Origin of the sequence: Ponticaulis sp., from assembly GCF_029210165.1 — a bacterium.
GTDB lineage: Bacteria > Pseudomonadota > Alphaproteobacteria > Caulobacterales > Hyphomonadaceae > Ponticaulis.
Genome location: NZ_JARGNT010000003.1, coordinates 199401 through 215040, shown reverse-complemented (window position 1 = coordinate 215040; position 15640 = coordinate 199401). Strand labels below are relative to the sequence as shown.

The following is a 15640-nucleotide window of genomic DNA, read 5'->3' as shown; positions in this document are numbered from 1 at the left end:
ACAAAAACGCTCCTTGTTTCAGCAGGGAGCGTTTTTCTTATGAGGCTGTCGCAGCAGGCTTGGAACTGGCGATGGTCAGAACCTGCCAATAGCCTTCTTTCACTTCCATATCCTCAGCAGTACCCTTCTCGGTGAGAATGCGGTGTGCCTCTGCCAGCCTGTAGCAGGGAATGTGCATGAACATGTGGTGCTCGCAGTGATAGGCGACCCAGTAAGGCGCAATGAAGAGGCGTTCCAGGAAGTTGGTGCGCGTCGTACGGGCGACCCGCATCGGATGGTTTGAGCCATCTAGACAGGCATGTTCTGCAATATTGCGAAGTCGCGTGACGAGCTGGTTCCACGTCGCGAGCGGCAGCAGCCAGAGCGCGGGATACGCCCACCAGCCAATTGCCAGCGTCATGACAATCGCGATCAGCGCATTCGAGATCAGAAACGGGATGACAGCTTCACGCGCAGACTGGGCGCGGTTTTCGCGGCCCTTCTGGTTTTTGATGCCGATCCCCATCGCGTTCATGAACTGGTTTGAACGCTGTTTGTAAAAGGTCTGGCCCGTCATATCGCGAAGGATTTTCCGCCAGAGAGATTTCCGCGTAATCGGAAAAGGAGCGGACAAGATAAGGTCCGGATCCTTTTCCGACTGCGCGTACTTATGATGGCTGATGTGGTAATCCCGATAGTTGCGCAGATGCGCGCCCACAGGGGCTGCACAAAGCCACTGACCCACCCAGTCATTAAGCTTGTGATTCGTCGCGAGACCGCCATGGGCTGCCTCGTGCATGAGAATGGCCAGACCAAGCTGGCGCGCGCCGATCAGCATGACTGCGAGAACAAATGTCACCGGGTTCGGCCAGACCGCAAACATCGCCATGGCGGCGATAATAATGGCCCAGGCATGGACGATTGTACCAAGACCCAGAAGGTCCGAGCGTTTGCAGAGGCGCGTCCACTCATCCTGAGTGAACAGCTCCAGCGGCTTCATCTTAATAGGCGTGCTCATGGTGCGAAAATACCAGCGCCCGAAACGCGCCGCAATCGTGACGCGGCGTTAGCTATTTTGCATAGGGTTTTAAGAGGGCGCTCAGCCGAGCATTGAAAGCGTTATGGTGACCACAATCCCGAACACGATGAGAAGGCCCGCATCACGGTTGGATTTGAACAGTTGCAGGGCTACTGCATCACCCTTGGTTTTAAGCATAACCAGCTGCCAGATGAGATGACACATGAAGGCGATAGTGATCATCACGCCGGGCACGCGCGGTCCGCCGTAAGACAGGGCAATGCCGATCAACAGGGCACACAGGCCATAAATGCCAGCAACCGCCGGAAGTGTTTTGTCTCCGAACAGGCGCGCGGTGGATTTGATGCCGACAATCGCATCGTCTTTCACATCCTGACGCGCATAGATGGTGTCATAGCCAATCGTCCATGCGATCAGGCCCAGATAGAATAACGCTGCCCAGAAATAGTCGTTGCCGCCAGCGGTAAAATACCCGACTGGAAAGCCCCAATTAAAGGTGATGCCGAGCCATGCTTGCGGCCACCACGTAATGCGTTTCATGAATGGGTATGCAACCACTAGCGGGATCGAGAGAAGAGCCACGATCTTAGCGGCAAGCGGTAGGAAGAGCAGAAAGACCAGCCCGACAGCCAGTTGCGCCGCTAGCCAGATATAGGCCTGCGTGCGCGTCACTGCGCCGGATGGCAGAGGGCGCTCTGCCGTGCGGGCAACCTGCCGGTCGAGGTCTTCATCAGCCAGATCATTAATGGTGCAGCCTGCGCCGCGCATGGCGATCGCGCCAATACCAAACAGAATGCCATAGAGCAGGTTTGTAGCGCGCCAGCCGACATCAAGCCCAGCAAAGGCAACACCCATCCAGCATGGAATCGCCAGCAGCCAGAAACCGATAGGGCGATCAAATCGCGAAAGACGCGCAAAGCCCTGAAGGGACTGCGGAAGATAGTCCACCCATGATGGTGGCGCGTCTGCTGGTCTTGCGGTCTGTGCGGTCATGCCCATCGAATCCGAAGTGTCTGTGAGTCCCAAATCACACTATAGCTGTTTTTCTTGCCCTTTATGAAGAGGAATGCCAAACCTTCTGCCATGACTACCCGGCCACGACTTTTCGTACCGACTGACCTTGTTCCTGGCGGGCCAGTTGCACTGGATGAAGCGCAATCGAAATACCTCTTCCGTGTAATGCGTCTGGAGGTGGGAAACGAGGTGCGTGTCTTCAATGGGCGGCATGGCGAATGGCTTGCTCGTGTCACTGAAATCCTTGGAAAATCGGCCGGAATTCTGAAAGTTGAAGAGCAATTGCGCGGACAGCACAAGCTGACCGACCTTCAGCTTTTGTTTGCACCGCTCAAGAAAACGCGGACGGATTTCGTCGTTGAAAAAGCGACTGAGCTGGGCGTGGAAGTTATCCAGCCGGTAATTACAGAATTTACCCAGTCGGAACGTGTGCGGACCGACCGTATGGAACGTCTTGCAATGGAGGCTGCGGAGCAGACCGAGCGGCTCAACATGCCGCGCGTATGCGATTCCAAACCTCTCATGCTGGCGCTATCTGATCTACCGGATGACCGCCGCGTGTATTACTGCGATGAACGCGGTGACGATGAGGCGGCTGAATGGGGCGGCGAAGATAATCGTGCGCGTCCGATGGCGGATGTTCTGAACGAACACCATGTCGGCTCGGCGGCTATTCTGATCGGACCTGAGGGCGGGTTCTCACCTAAAGAGCGCGAAATCCTGCGGAAGCTGGATGGCGTTTATCCGGTGTCTCTGGGGCCGCGTATCCTGCGGGCTGAAACGGCGGCAGTTGCAGCGCTGACCCTGTATCAGGCGATTTGTGGGGATTGGCGCGCCGCCGGAGATGGAACCGGTACAGACGAATAGTCTGAAAGGCCCTGTCCGCGACGGCGCTCCTCCCAAGCTTTTTGCCCTAGCGTGTCGCCTCGTGGCGGAACACGTCTTCGTCGAGTTCACCTTCCCATTTTGCAACGGCAGAGGCGACGGCAGCGTCACCAGTGACGTTTGTCATGGTGCGCATCATGTCGAGCAGGCGGTCAAACGGGAAGATCATGGCGATGATCAGCAGGGACTGTTCCTCACTCACGCCGATGGATGAGAGTACGGCCGAGGCAAGCAGGAGGCCCGCGCTTGGGATCGCCGCCGCGCCGATGGAGGTGAGCGTCGCGCCCAGAGCCACGGACAGATACATGGCCGGTGTCATGTCGATACCGAGCGCCTGCGCAGCGAAGAGAGCCACCATGCCAAGATAAATCGCGGTGCCGTCCATATTCACAGTCGCGCCAACCGGCAGCACGGATGCAGCGACAGACTTCTTGATACCGAGGTTTTCAGAAACGTTCTCGATCGTTACCGGCAGTGTGCCCGCGCTGGATGCCGTGGAATAAGCAACGGCCTGAGCATCACGAATACCGCCGAAGAAGCGCATGAACGGAAGGCCCAGCATGCCTTTCACAATACCAAGGCCATAAACCAGAACGATGTGAACAATACATGCCAGGTAGAGACCGATGGTGAGCAGACCTAGATTAGCGAGGATCGCCAGGCCCTTGGTTGCCATAACCCAGCTCATCAGGAAGAAGACGCCGAAAGGCGCAAGTTCCATCACCATCACGGTGACCTTCATCATGACTTCAGCGGCTGATTCGATCATGGACTGAACCGGCTTGGCTTTCTCTTTCGCCATCAGGCAACCAACACCGAAAATGATCGCGAAGAAGATGATGCCCAGGACGTCTTGTGCAGCGAGGGCTTCAGCAGGGTTGGTCGGGATGATTGCCAGAAGTTTGTCCGCAATGCTTGCATCCGCCGCGGACGCTGCCGAAATCCGGTCACTGACAGCGCTCTGAGAGCCTGAATCTGCAAGGATCTCCACGCCATTGCCCGGCTGGAAAATCGTACCCATTAGCAGACCGATTGATACCGCAATAAAGGTAGTTCCCAGATAGAGAGCGATGGCTTTCCCGCCAAGGCTGCCGAGCTTTTTCGGGTCGCCCATCGCCGTGACGCCGGCAACGAGCGTGGTGAAAATCAGCGGAACGACTAGCATTTTAATCAGACGTACAAAGCCGTCGCCGAATGGCTTGAGCCATGTATCAGCGAAATTCGCTACGGCTGCGGAGTTACCCGTCCATTCGCCTGCGGGGTAGTAAAGCAAAAGGCCCACTAACAGGCCGAGCACAAGGCCCAGCATGACCCGTTTCCAGAGTGTGATTTCGAACCAGGCTTTCATCAGTCTACCCCTCAGAAGTTTGAGGGGAGCCTAGAGCGTCTTTTAGCGAAAGCAACTCACTTCAAAGCGAAGTTCGCCCTGATGCGCGCCTTGCCTGTTGATTGGTCCGTTATGCTTAAGCGGTCTCTTTTGCGCCGTGTGAAGACATAAGGTCAGCAAAGCGACGGAAGAGATAGAAGCTGTCCTGTGGGCCAGGAGAGGCTTCAGGGTGGTGCTGAACCGAAATGATCGGCTTGTCCGCAACGCGCAGACCAGAGTTCGTGCCATCGAACAGAGACACGTGAGACTGCTCGACGCCTTCTGGCAGGGTTGCGGGATCAACTGTGAAGCCGTGGTTCATGGAGACGATCTCTACCTTGCCGGTTGAGAGGTCTTTCACCGGATGGTTCGCGCCATGGTGACCCTGAGCCATTTTCATGGTTTTCGCGCCGAGTGCGAGCGCCAGCATCTGGTGACCGAGGCAAATGCCGAGAATCGGAAGGTCTGATGCGATGAGCTTCTGAATTTCCGGCACCGCGTAAACGCCTGTCGCGGCTGGATCGCCCGGGCCGTTAGACAGGACGACGCCGTCCGGCTTGAGCGCCAGAACGTCTTCAGCTGTCGCATTGCCCGGCAGAACCGTGCAGCGTGCGCCGACTTCAGACAGATTGCGCAGAATGTTTTTCTTCACACCGAAGTCGAGCACAACAACGTGGAAGTCACCGCTTTCCAATGCGGTGAAGCCCGAATCCCATTTCCAGTTTTGTTCAGCGTGCGCGTATTCCGCGTCAGGGCCTACGACCTTGGCCAGATCAGCGCCTTCCATGCCTGCAAATCCGGCAAGTTCTGCCTTCAGATCAGCAATTGAGACTGTTTCGTCTGGTGAAATGTGCGCAATAATGCCGTTCACCATGCCTTTTTCGCGGATGAGGCGGGTGATTGAACGCGTGTCCACGCCAGAGAGGCCAACAATGCCTTTCTTGGTCAGCCAGGCATCGAAATGGTCCACAGCGCGCCAGTTTGATGGCGGCGTGATTGTGCCGCGGAAGATTGCGCCGCGCGCAGCTTTCTCTGCATTTACAGAGCTTTCTTCCTGATCCTGATCGTTCGCGCCAACATTACCAATGTGCGGGAAGGTGAAAACAACCATCTGCGAAGCGTAAGACGGGTCCGTCAGGATTTCCTGATATCCGGTGATCGCCGTGTTGAAGCAGACCTCTGCGATGGCTGTTCCAGTCGCGCCATTGCCGCGCCCGAAGTAAACCTCGCCGCTCGCCAGAACCAGCGCGCCGGTCGCTTCAATCTGTTCTTGATTCTCGGTGAGGAAAGGCATAATAGGGCTTCCTTGTTCAAAAGGGGCGGTGAGGACCGCCGGGCAAACGCGCGAGGAAGTATCTTTCGCGGGAACAATCGTCAAGCTGGTAACGTAGTATAATATCAACGAAACTGCCGTTTACTGAGATTGAAAGCCAAGAGAAGCACTGATTCCATATGACGGATCCAAAAACACACACGCCGAAACTGCGCGCACTGTTGGAAGCTGACCTTTCACGCGCCGAAACCGACGATAGTGATTCTGTAGAAGCAGCGACGCTGCGCCTTGCCATGTGCGCGGTTCATGACCGTGACGCGGATGCGCGCGCGCACGACCAGTGCGAAGGCTGCGACGACTCAGTTATCCGCGATGTACTGTCTTTGATGGTCCGCCAGCGTGAAGAATCTGCAGACCGTTATGAAAATGCAGGCCGGATCGAAATGGCCGACCGCGAGCGCGACGAACTCGAAATCCTTCAGCGCTATCTGCCTAAGACCATCGCAGGCGAAGAACTCGAAGAAGTTGTTCAGGATGTGATTGGCGACCTTGAAGCGCGAAGCCTGAAAGACCTCGGTCGCTGCATGACCGAACTCAAATCCCGCTATCCAGACCAGCTCGACAGCTGCGAGGCGGGTCGCAAAGTGCGCGCAGCCCTCGGCTGATAAGCGCCTACCAGACGCCCTTCGTCAGACCATTCCAGATATAGCCGCCAAAGGTTGGCGCGTAATACTGCTTTGACGGCATCTCGACCTTGTAAGGCGTGAGCGTGCCATTCACCGCATCATCCATCGCCTGCATGACAATATCGCGCGATCCCGCAGCGATCCGCCAGATATAGGTGTGGAAGTTGTCATCGGCCTGAGCCTGTACCTGCGACTGATAGAGAATATCGCCCGTATCGACGCCCTCATCGACGATATGGACTGTCGCGCCGAAGTGCTCGGGCTCGCCATTAGCCAGCGCGAAATAGCCTCCAAACATACCGCGATATGCCGGATTAATGCCTGAATGGTAATTGATGAATGGCGCTTTGATGGCGTTCAGCGTTTTCTTCTTCAGCATCCGGCAATTGATGACGAACACGGCTGTCGGGTCAAAACGCTGCAAGGCTTCAATGGCTTCGGCGTCATTGGCGCTGGAGACGCGGATGAGGTTCTCAATCTTCGGCATGGCTGGCTGAAGGTTTTCCTCATCGATCATCCGGTTGATGACGTCATGTGTGCGGCGCTTGGTGAGTTTGATTGGAAGGCGTGCGGCCTGCATGCTGGCAACCGTCATCGGGCCGAGAATGCGGGCGCGTCGTTTCCAGAATGTTTTCGCCGGTTCGCCGTCTTCCAGAATGACGGGAAAGTCCCCGAACTTCTCTCGAAGCGCGTTGATCATAATCCACGCATGTGGGGCATCTGCACATAAAGCGACGATTTTTGGCTGTACGGTCATGGCACATCTCCGGCTGTTCAGGGCCGGAGATGCAGAAACCGTGCAAATTCGTCAGTTATACGGTGCACCTGTGGATAACAAGCGCGTGATCGCGGAGCCTAGTAGCCCGGATCGTGTTCTTCCTGACCGATAAGATCGGTGCTGTATGGCGTGGTCTGGTACATATTGTTGATCCAGTTGCCGAACAGCAAATGCGCGTGAGACCGCCAGCGGTTGAGTGGCGGTTGCTTCGGATCATCATCCGGGAAGTAGTTGTGCGGGATCTGCATATCGATGCCGGCATCAATGTCGCGGAAATACTCTTCCGCGAGCGATGTGGAATCATACTCAATATGGTTGAACACGTAGAGACGGTTACATTTGCGCTCATGCACGATGCAGAGGCCTGTCTCATCTGAATTCATCAGAACTTCCAGCCCGTCGACTTTCTCAACGTCTTCTGCGCGGCACTCGGTCCAGCGTGAGACCGGGATCATGAAGTCGTCAGAGAAGCCGTTCATGTAAGGTGAGGACGGCACCAGATTGTGGTGGCGGTAAACGCCGAACAGCTTCCGGTCGAGCACGTATTTCGGCACGCGATGGAAGTGCCAGATCGCAGCCATGGCGCCCCAGCAAATGTTCAGCGTCGAATGGACGTTGGTGGCTGTCCAGTCGAAGATTTCCTTCATCTCGTCCCAATAGGTGACGTCCTCGAATTCGAGCGTTTCGACCGGTGCGCCGGTGATGATGAAGCCGTCAAACTTCTGGTCCCTGATCTCATCCCAGGTCTGATAAAAGGACAGGAGATGCTCTGCCGAGGTGTTCTTCGGTGTGTGGCCACCAACCCGAACCAGTGTGAATTCGACCTGCAGCGGCGAGGCGCCGATGAGGCGTGCCATCTGAAGTTCGGTGCGGATTTTGTTCGGCATCAGATTCAACAGGCCGATGCGCATAGGTCGGATGTCCTGACGATCGGCAAAGCGTTCAGTCTTAACGCGCACGCCTTCTTGCAGAAGGTGTTCGCGTGCAGGCAGGCCATCAGGAATACGTATTGGCATTTTTTAATCTGGTCCGAACTTAAAAATCTCCGTGCAGGGCACGATGTACTCTTAAATGGTGTGTTTGCCATGAATGCAAACAAAAGCAGGGTGTGCGGCCTCAATTCGCCGCGAGGCCAGACGCTCAAATCTGTGCTAGACTAGGGGCGAGATACGAAAATGGAGGCCTGAACATGAGCGAACTGAAAGAACTGATTGCAGAGCTTCCCAAGGCTGAACTTCACCTTCACCTGGAAGGCTCTCTCGAGCCGGAGATGATGTTCGAGCTGGCAAAGCGGAACGGCGTCACGCTCAAATATGGCTTGGTTGAGGAAATCCGCGCAGCCTATGATTTCTCCAATCTGCAGGACTTTCTGGACCTTTATTATCAGGGCATGGGCGTTCTGCTGAAAGAGCAGGATTTTTACGACCTGACCTCGGCCTATCTGACGAAAGCTGCTGCGGATAATGTGCGCCATGTTGAAGTGTTCTTTGACCCGCAGGCGCATATGGAGCGCGGCATCAGTTTTGAAACAGTCCTTAGCGGCATCACGCGCGCGCTCGAAGACGGACATATCCGTCATGGCATCACCAACAAGCTTATCATGTGCTTCCTGCGCCATCTGAGCGAGGAGGAAGCCTTTGCGCTGCTCGAAGTGGCGACGCCTCATCTGGCAAAGATTGATGGGGTCGGCCTCGATTCTTCAGAGCTTGGGCATCCGCCGAGCAAGTTCGAACGCGTCTTCAAAGAGGCGCAGGCGCTCGGTCTGAAACTTGTCGCGCACGCTGGAGAAGAGGGGCCGCCTGAATATGTCTGGGAGGCGCTCAACCTTCTCAAGATCGACCGGATTGACCATGGCAATGCTGCCGCCCGCGATGATGAGCTGATTGATCATCTGATCGAGACAGGCATGACGCTGACCATGTGCCCGCTCTCCAACCAGCGCCTGTGCGTTACGCCGGACCTGACCGAGAATCCATTGGCGCATCTCCTCCGCTCAGGGGTGCGGGTCACCGTGAATTCTGACGACCCGTCCTATTTCGGCGGCTATGTGAACGACAATTACATAGCGATTGCCGACGCGCTCGACCTTTCTATGCCGGAGATCGTCATGCTCGCGCGAAACAGTTTTATCGGCTCGTTCCTGAGCGACGTCGATAAGGAAGCTGCGCTAGACCAGATTGATGCTGTTTATGAGCAGCACCGGCACTAGCCTCAGGTCGCGGCGGTAAACTCGATGCGGATGCCGCCAGGCATGGCGCAGATGAAATGATTGATTGCCGCGCCTGACACGATCGGTTCTGGCGCAAACTCAATGCTGACATCATCGCGCTCGGCGAGCTGTGAGTGAAGTGCGGTGAGGTGATATTTGTCGGCGACTTTCAATGCCAGATGGTGAAGGCCGATATTCGATTTCCGGTCGAACTGCGTTGCGGTGTTCGGCTCGGCAATCTGCCAGAGTGTGAGCATGGTGGTTCCGTCTGATACAAACACAGACGGGTAATCCGGCTTACCGCCCACTTCTTCAAAGCCGAGAGCTTCTACAAAAAAGCCGGTCGCAGCTTTGAGGTCTGGTACGGAGAGGCCGACATGATGGACGCCAAGTGTTGTGCTCATTCTGAAGTTTCCTTTTGGGCTTTGAGTTCATCCGCCGTCCAGCGCGGCGTGATGTATTGCGGGCAGTTCCAGTCGAAGGCGACGATGTTGATGAGGAAGGCGCCAACGGCTTTGTCGCGGTGTGCGGGCAGGGCGATCTGGGAGACGAAATCCGGGGCATCCTGCGCCGTCACATAGGCGCCGCGTCCGGCAATTTTCAGCCGGCGGCGGTTCGGGTAGTCCATGAGGAAGAGTGAAACTCGATCATTTACGCGCACATTGCCAGCCGACATGAACTGGCGGTTGCCGCGCAGATCCGCAAAGCCGATACGGTTCTGGGATATGACTTGCAGAAAACCGGTCTCCCCGCCGCGATGCTGCACATAGGGCCATCCTTCATCGGTAACGCTGGCCATGTAAAAGCTGTTGCGCTGCATGATGAAGGTTGCCTCTCTGGAGGTAAGGCGATCATCTCCGTTCGTCGCGTTGGCTTCCATGTTGGCATAAAGCTCGCGCGATCCATCAAAGGTCTGAAGGGCGCGTGCGGTCGGGCTGAGCAGGGTTTTGAGATAGTTGGCTGTCATGAGCGACAGATAGCTCTTTAGAAAATTATAGGTAATTCCTAAAAAATGACACTCAGTGTTCCGGAAGATGGAATAATGTATGCGGAGACTATACGGCAGGTGAGTTGCCGATTGCCGCGGCTGTGCTCATAGTTGGCGGATCAGCGGGATGGCGTCTGAGAGGTTAGGGTGCAGAGTAGTTTCAGGTTTCTTCTGGCGTGGCTTGTTGTGTTGGCCCATCTCACAGAAGGCGCGCGATATACCAGCCATACCGGCATTTTCGCCGTGTTCGGCTTCTATCTTCTGTCCGGCTATCTGATCACGCTGATCCTGAATACAACATACGAATTCAGGTTCGCGCCTTTCGCGATCAATCGCTTTTTACGCCTGTTTCCGGTCTACTACATCATAGCGGCGGCGACGCTGATTATGATCTTCCTGCTTCCGGAGGCTGAAACCTGGAAACCTGTCTGGCGGATTAGAGACACGCTTGGTGCGTGGCTCGGAAACCTGTTCATTTTTCCGTTCGAATTTCTGGACCAGCGCTTCCGGCTCGTGCCGCCTGCATGGTCGGTTGGTGTCGAGCTGATCAACTATTTCCTGCTGTGGCTGCTGATTTCACGTTCTGCGCTCTTCACAGCGCTCGGCTTAGCGGCGGGCGTCGGCTATCATGTGTGGACCTTCCTCACCAATCCGGAATGGCTGGCGCGATATGACCCGTTTGTCGCCGCTATTCTGCCGTTCGCGCTGGGCGCTGCGCTTTTTCATGCGAGAGGTTACGTTGAGCGCTTGTCGCCGGTGCAGGCCGTGTTGGCAGCTGGCGCGGGCGGAGTGTTCTGGGTTGGGAATATGATTGCTGCAGGCATCGTGGATGGCCGTTTCGCGGATAATTTCGATCTCTATTTCTATCTGAACCTGCTTTTCATGATCGTGATCATGGTCGGGTTCAGCCATTCGTCTTTGAATACGCGCGCGACCGGCATTAGTAAGATGCTGGGCGATCTCGCCTATCCGATCTTCCTGCTGCACTGGCAGGTCGGGTTTCTGGTCAGCCAGTTTGTGTTTGATGGCAAAGCACGAGGGTTCGACATACTCGCGGTGAGTATCCCGTTCATTCTGATCCTGGCGTTTGGCGTAAACTGGCTGGCGGCACGGTTTATCGAGCCGATCCGGGGAAAAATCAGACCGGGTCGCGCTGTTTCAGAAAACGTCGGGTGATTTAGAGTGTCAGTGGAACGCTGACAGCCACCTGTACAGCGCTCGCTGCAGGGTGACTGTGGTGATGATGTTGCCAGTAAGAAGCGCCTGCCAGAACAGCAAAGCAGAGAACAAGACCGAATGCGTAGCGAATAAGACCGCGCATGGAACACTCCAGGAAGGAAGCGGCAGGAAAACCCCTGTCTGATTTACAGAATATGGGAGGCGTTTTCGGATTGCGGAAGACGAGGCGTATAACTATTTCGCGCATCCACAAAAGAAAGCATTCGTAGGCTGCAAGCTATCTGGATTAACCGCCCATAAACTGTAATATCACGCAATGGTCGGCCATCGCTTCAATGAACAGTTCCTCAACGAGCTGAAATCCCGCATTCGGATTTCGGACGTGGTCGGTCGCAAGGTGAAATTGGTCAAAAAGGGCAAGGAATGGTCCGGCCTTTCGCCCTTCAGCGCCGAGAAGACACCGAGCTTCTACGTCAATGATCAGAAGCAGTTCTTCAAAGACTTCTCCTCCGGCAAATTCGGCGATGTGATCACCTTCCTGCAGGAGACCGAGCGTGTCTCGTTCGCTGAAGCCGTTGAAAAGCTCGCCGCTGAAGCGGGTATGCAGCTGCCGAGTGATACACCGCAGGCCAAAGCAGAACGCTCGCGCCGTGGCCGCCTGATTGATGTATGCGAAGCGGCAACCCGATATTTCGAAGAACAACTGCGTGGTCCGGACGGGGCGCAGGCGCGGTCTTATCTGGAAGGGCGGGGGCTGCAGCCGTCCAGCTGGCAGAAATATCGCCTCGGCTTTGCGCCGGATAGCTGGCGGGCTCTGCAGGAATATCTGGCGAAAACCGGTGCCAGCCAGAAAGATATGCTGGATGCGGGCCTCATCATCCAGCCTGATACAGGCCGCGACCCGTATGATCGGTTCCGCGGGCGCGTCATGTTTCCAATCGAGGACACGACGGGCAAGGTGATCGCCTTTGGCGGCCGTGCCATGGAAAAGGACGCCAAGCCGAAATATCTGAACTCGCCGGAAACAGAACTCTTCCATAAAGGCGCGCAGCTCTACCGTTATAAAGCCGCACGTGAAGCCGCAGCCATGGCCAATGTTGAAGGCCTCGTGGTCTGCGAAGGCTATATGGATGTCATCGCGCTTGGCGAGGCGGGCATTGATTATGCCGTGGCGCCGCTTGGTACCGCGCTGACTGAAGATCAGCTCTCTCTCCTCTGGAAGGTGGGCGGCGAGCCGGTGCTGTGCTTTGACGGCGATGCGGCTGGTGTGCGCGCCGCGCACAAGGCGATTGATCGCGGCTTACCGCATCTGGAGCCGGGCCGGTCACTCTTCTTTGCGCTTCTGCCTGACGGGCTGGATCCGGACGATTTTATCCGCGAGCGCGGCAAGGATGCGATGCACGAAGTTCTGAAGAACGCCAAACCATTGGTCGATCTTCTATGGGGCCGCGAACTGGAGCAGAGCCCGTTAGACACACCAGAACGTAAAGCAGGGTTTGAGCAGCGTCTTGACGATGCGGTTGCCCATATCCAGCATGCTGGTGTGAAGAAGGCGTATGGCCGTGAGCTTCACCAGCGGCTGCGTGATTACCTCTTCCAGATGCGCCGGCCGGGGCGGCAGGGTGGTAAATCACAATTTGGTCCGGGTGGCGGTAAATCCCGGAAACCGGAACTCAATCTTAACCCGCGCGGTGTGAGAATCCTCATCAGAATGATTGATTCGCCGGAACTTTTGAAAGCCGGACTGGAGCGTTTGGCGGTGGCCAGATTCCCCGATCCGGTGGTCGCAGGGCTGCAAGATGCAGTTTTTGACCTATTTGAAAGTGGTGAAGAGGTTGACCGAACGGGCTTGACAAGCCATCTACGTTTATTCGGGAAGGATAAAGCTATCCAACTCCTGCGAACACAACCGGCTGGAATTCCCCTGAACCCCGCATCTCCAGAGGGTCAGGAATGGCTAAGTGCCCTTGAGCGGTTTTGCGCAGTGGATGAACTTTCCCAGGATGAGCAACAGCTTCGGTCTTCTGGAGCTGACTCTAATGTTCTGGAACGCAGGCGGGTTGTTGAAAAACTCCGTCTGAAGACCGATATTCGCGATCTAACGCGCGGGGAGGAAGACTCTGCGCCGGAAGCGAAGTCAGATTTACACGCCGCCATCCGCCGCATGGATGAAGTGGCTAGGAAAAAATGGGGCTCTTAAAATCCCCGGTGACTGGCGTGCGCACCCGGTCACGACCTGGAGAGACACTGCATGAGCAAGGCTGCTGCTGCCAATAAGGAAGAAACTGAGAACGAAACACAGGACGGCCCGGTCCTTGATCTCAGCGACGCCAGCGTCAAGAAATTCATCAAGAAAGCCAAAACCCGCGGCTACATCACGCATGATGAGCTGAACAAGGTTCTGCCTTCCGACGAGGTGAATCCGGACCAGATTGAGGACATCATGTCCCAACTGTCCGAGATGGGCATCTCTGTCGTTGATTCTGAGGAAGAAGGCGAGGAAGAAACCGAGAAAAAGACAGAACTCGCCACGGTAAGCGGTTCTAAAGCGGTTACCACCACCAAAGGTAATGCGCGCGGTTCTGACCGTACGGACGATCCTGTGCGCATGTATCTGCGCGAAATGGGCTCTGTCGAGCTTCTCTCACGTGAAGGCGAGATCGCGATTGCGAAGCGCATTGAGGCGGGTCGCGATGCGATGATCCGTGGCCTCTGCGAAAGCCCGCTCACGTTTGAAGCTATGATGGTCTGGCGCGACGAGCTTGTTCACGAGCGCGTTCTTCTGCGTGACATTATCGACCTTGAAGCGACTTATGGCGCGGAAAACCCGCCGCCAGAGCCGGAAGAGGAAGAAGAGGACGAGGAAGAAGAAGAGTCTGAAAATTCTGAAGACGGCGAAGAAGGCGAGGACGGTGAAAACCGCCGCCGCGACGACGATGACGATGATGATGAAGGCGCGGCTATGTCCATGTCTGCCATGGAGGCTGAACTCCGTGACGGCGTCACATCCAAGCTCGACGAGATCGCCCGTGAGTTCAAAACCTTCCAGGCCCTTCAGGAAAAGCTCATTGGTCTTCGTATGGAAGGCAAAGAGCTCTCGAACAAGGATCAGGAGAAACTAAGCTCCATCCAGAACGAGATCATCGAAAACCTGAAAACCATGCACCTCAACAATGCGCGTATCGAAGCGCTGGTTGAGCAGCTCTATGCCATTAACAAGCGCCTGATGGGCCTTGAAGGCAAGCTGATGCGTCTGGCTGACGCGCATGGCGTTCCGCGTCGTGATTTCCTTGAATCCTATCTCGGCCACGAACTCGACCCTGATTGGTCTGAGGATGTGCGCGGCAAGTCCAAGAAGTGGGAACGCTTCGTGGCGGCTGAAGCCGAAAAGGTTGAAAATCTGCGCGGCGAGATTTCTGACACGGCTCAGGAAATCGGTATCCCGATTGATGACTTCCGCCGTATCGTCTCCACCGTTCAGAAAGGTGAGCGCGAGGCGCGCATTGCGAAGAAAGAGATGGTCGAGGCAAACCTGCGTCTCGTGATCTCCATCGCGAAGAAGTACACGAACCGCGGCCTGCAATTCCTCGACCTCATTCAGGAAGGCAATATCGGCCTGATGAAAGCGGTTGATAAGTTCGAGTATCGCCGCGGCTATAAATTCTCCACTTATGCGACATGGTGGATCCGTCAGGCGATCACACGGTCTATCGCCGACCAGGCGCGGACAATCCGTATTCCGGTGCACATGATCGAGACGATCAACAAAATCGTCCGGACACAGCGCCAGATGCTGCACGAGATTGGTCGTGAGCCGACACCGGAAGAGCTGGCTGAAAAGCTTGGTCTGCCGCTTGAGAAAATCCGTAAGGTTCTCAAGATCGCGAAAGAGCCGATTTCTCTCGAAACGCCGATTGGCGACGACGAGGATTCAAACCTTGGCGACTTCATCGAGGACAAGGCGGCGCTTCTGCCTGTGGATGCGGCGATCCAGTCTAACCTGCGTGAAACAACCACGCGCGTTCTGGCGTCACTCACACCTCGCGAAGAGCGTGTCCTGCGTATGCGTTTCGGTATCGGTATGAACACCGACCACACGCTGGAAGAAGTTGGTCAGCAGTTCTCGGTCACTCGTGAGCGTATTCGTCAGATTGAGGCGAAAGCGCTTCGCAAGCTCAAGCATCCGAGCCGCTCGCGCAAACTGCGCAGCTTCCTCGATACCTAAGAGATTTTGAAAAAGGCGG

The 15640-nt window shown here is 55.8% G+C and carries 15 protein-coding genes; 6 read left to right on the top strand and 9 right to left on the bottom strand.

The window, feature by feature from the left end; translation table 11 throughout:
- Positions 1-37: 37 nt before the first annotated feature.
- Both P1U45_RS15715 and ubiA read right to left on the bottom strand, forming a co-directional pair.
- On the bottom strand, positions 38-997 hold the full coding sequence (locus P1U45_RS15715; RefSeq protein WP_301059907.1) for a fatty acid desaturase family protein: 960 nt from the start codon (positions 995-997) through the stop codon (positions 38-40).
- 81 nt (positions 998-1078) lie between these two features.
- Positions 1079-2011, bottom strand: a complete 933-nt coding sequence (gene ubiA / locus P1U45_RS15710) for a 4-hydroxybenzoate octaprenyltransferase (RefSeq protein WP_301059906.1) — start codon at positions 2009-2011, stop codon at positions 1079-1081.
- A gap of 90 nt (positions 2012-2101) precedes the next feature.
- On the opposite strand from ubiA, the gene P1U45_RS15705 reads away from it, so the two are divergent.
- Positions 2102-2899 carry a 16S rRNA (uracil(1498)-N(3))-methyltransferase gene (locus P1U45_RS15705; RefSeq protein WP_301059905.1) on the top strand — a complete coding sequence of 266 codons (798 nt, stop codon included), beginning with the start codon at positions 2102-2104 and terminating at the stop codon, positions 2897-2899.
- 46 nt (positions 2900-2945) lie between these two features.
- Here the strand turns inward: P1U45_RS15705 and P1U45_RS15700 are convergent, their stop codons facing one another.
- Positions 2946-4265 carry a dicarboxylate/amino acid:cation symporter gene (locus tag P1U45_RS15700; protein ID WP_301059904.1) on the bottom strand — a complete coding sequence of 440 codons (1320 nt, stop codon included), beginning with the start codon at positions 4263-4265 and terminating at the stop codon, positions 2946-2948.
- Between the two features lie 115 nt (positions 4266-4380).
- Entirely contained in the window at positions 4381-5577 is a 1197-nt protein-coding gene (gene carA / locus P1U45_RS15695) for a glutamine-hydrolyzing carbamoyl-phosphate synthase small subunit (protein WP_301059903.1), read from the bottom strand.
- A gap of 158 nt (positions 5578-5735) precedes the next feature.
- Here carA and P1U45_RS15690 point away from each other — a divergent pair, with 158 nt between their 5' ends.
- Entirely contained in the window at positions 5736-6221 is a 486-nt protein-coding gene (locus P1U45_RS15690) for a GatB/YqeY domain-containing protein (protein WP_293608800.1), read from the top strand.
- Between the two features lie 7 nt (positions 6222-6228).
- Here P1U45_RS15690 and P1U45_RS15685 read toward each other — a convergent pair whose 3' ends face one another.
- A complete protein-coding gene (locus tag P1U45_RS15685; protein ID WP_301059902.1) occupies positions 6229-6999 on the bottom strand; it encodes a formyl transferase in 771 nt (256 codons plus the stop codon).
- A 98-nt stretch (positions 7000-7097) separates the two neighbouring features.
- Entirely contained in the window at positions 7098-8036 is a 939-nt protein-coding gene (gene metA, locus P1U45_RS15680; protein WP_301059901.1) for a homoserine O-succinyltransferase, read from the bottom strand.
- Between the two features lie 173 nt (positions 8037-8209).
- Between metA and P1U45_RS15675 the strand changes: the two genes are divergently transcribed.
- The gene (locus P1U45_RS15675; RefSeq protein WP_301059900.1) at positions 8210-9229 is read left to right on the top strand and encodes an adenosine deaminase; all 1020 of its coding nucleotides are present in this window, start codon (positions 8210-8212) and stop codon (positions 9227-9229) included.
- A gap of 2 nt (positions 9230-9231) precedes the next feature.
- Here P1U45_RS15675 and P1U45_RS15670 read toward each other — a convergent pair whose 3' ends face one another.
- Positions 9232-9633, bottom strand: coding sequence for a VOC family protein (locus P1U45_RS15670; RefSeq protein ID WP_301059899.1), 402 nt, complete (start codon positions 9631-9633; stop codon positions 9232-9234).
- Positions 9630-10196, bottom strand: coding sequence for a pyridoxamine 5'-phosphate oxidase family protein (locus tag P1U45_RS15665; RefSeq protein ID WP_301059898.1), 567 nt, complete (start codon positions 10194-10196; stop codon positions 9630-9632). The genes P1U45_RS15670 and P1U45_RS15665 overlap by 4 nt, the downstream gene beginning before the upstream one ends.
- Positions 10197-10364: 168 nt before the next feature.
- Here P1U45_RS15665 and P1U45_RS15660 point away from each other — a divergent pair, with 168 nt between their 5' ends.
- Positions 10365-11393, top strand: a complete 1029-nt coding sequence (locus tag P1U45_RS15660) for an acyltransferase (RefSeq protein ID WP_301059897.1) — start codon at positions 10365-10367, stop codon at positions 11391-11393.
- A 1-nt stretch (position 11394) separates the two neighbouring features.
- Here the strand turns inward: P1U45_RS15660 and P1U45_RS15655 are convergent, their stop codons facing one another.
- Positions 11395-11538 (bottom strand): hypothetical protein, encoded by a 144-nt coding sequence (locus P1U45_RS15655; protein ID WP_301059896.1) that lies wholly within the window; start codon positions 11536-11538, stop codon positions 11395-11397.
- A 174-nt stretch (positions 11539-11712) separates the two neighbouring features.
- Between P1U45_RS15655 and dnaG the strand changes: the two genes are divergently transcribed.
- Together dnaG and rpoD are read left to right on the top strand one after the other, a co-directional pair.
- The gene (gene dnaG / locus P1U45_RS15650) at positions 11713-13596 is read left to right on the top strand and encodes a DNA primase (protein ID WP_301059895.1); all 1884 of its coding nucleotides are present in this window, start codon (positions 11713-11715) and stop codon (positions 13594-13596) included.
- Between the two features lie 51 nt (positions 13597-13647).
- Positions 13648-15621 (top strand): RNA polymerase sigma factor RpoD, encoded by a 1974-nt coding sequence (gene rpoD, locus P1U45_RS15645; protein WP_293608793.1) that lies wholly within the window; start codon positions 13648-13650, stop codon positions 15619-15621.
- Positions 15622-15640 lie beyond the last annotated feature (19 nt).

What these genes read in the sequence shown, in the direction of transcription:
- P1U45_RS15715 (WP_301059907.1), bottom strand. Translation starts at nt 997, where the DNA reads ATGAGCACGCCTATTAAGATGAAGCCGCTGGAGCTGTTCACTCAGGAT.
- ubiA (WP_301059906.1), bottom strand. Translation starts at nt 2,011, where the DNA reads ATGACCGCACAGACCGCAAGACCAGCAGACGCGCCACCATCATGGGTG.
- P1U45_RS15705 (WP_301059905.1), top strand. Translation starts at nt 2,102, where the DNA reads ATGACTACCCGGCCACGACTTTTCGTACCGACTGACCTTGTTCCTGGC.
- P1U45_RS15700 (WP_301059904.1), bottom strand. Translation starts at nt 4,265, where the DNA reads ATGAAAGCCTGGTTCGAAATCACACTCTGGAAACGGGTCATGCTGGGC.
- carA (WP_301059903.1), bottom strand. Translation starts at nt 5,577, where the DNA reads ATGCCTTTCCTCACCGAGAATCAAGAACAGATTGAAGCGACCGGCGCG.
- P1U45_RS15690 (WP_293608800.1), top strand. Translation starts at nt 5,736, where the DNA reads ATGACGGATCCAAAAACACACACGCCGAAACTGCGCGCACTGTTGGAA.
- P1U45_RS15685 (WP_301059902.1), bottom strand. Translation starts at nt 6,999, where the DNA reads ATGACCGTACAGCCAAAAATCGTCGCTTTATGTGCAGATGCCCCACAT.
- metA (WP_301059901.1), bottom strand. Translation starts at nt 8,036, where the DNA reads ATGCCAATACGTATTCCTGATGGCCTGCCTGCACGCGAACACCTTCTG.
- P1U45_RS15675 (WP_301059900.1), top strand. Translation starts at nt 8,210, where the DNA reads ATGAGCGAACTGAAAGAACTGATTGCAGAGCTTCCCAAGGCTGAACTT.
- P1U45_RS15670 (WP_301059899.1), bottom strand. Translation starts at nt 9,633, where the DNA reads ATGAGCACAACACTTGGCGTCCATCATGTCGGCCTCTCCGTACCAGAC.
- P1U45_RS15665 (WP_301059898.1), bottom strand. Translation starts at nt 10,196, where the DNA reads ATGACAGCCAACTATCTCAAAACCCTGCTCAGCCCGACCGCACGCGCC.
- P1U45_RS15655 (WP_301059896.1), bottom strand. Translation starts at nt 11,538, where the DNA reads ATGCGCGGTCTTATTCGCTACGCATTCGGTCTTGTTCTCTGCTTTGCT.
- dnaG (WP_301059895.1), top strand. Translation starts at nt 11,713, where the DNA reads ATGGTCGGCCATCGCTTCAATGAACAGTTCCTCAACGAGCTGAAATCC.
- rpoD (WP_293608793.1), top strand. Translation starts at nt 13,648, where the DNA reads ATGAGCAAGGCTGCTGCTGCCAATAAGGAAGAAACTGAGAACGAAACA.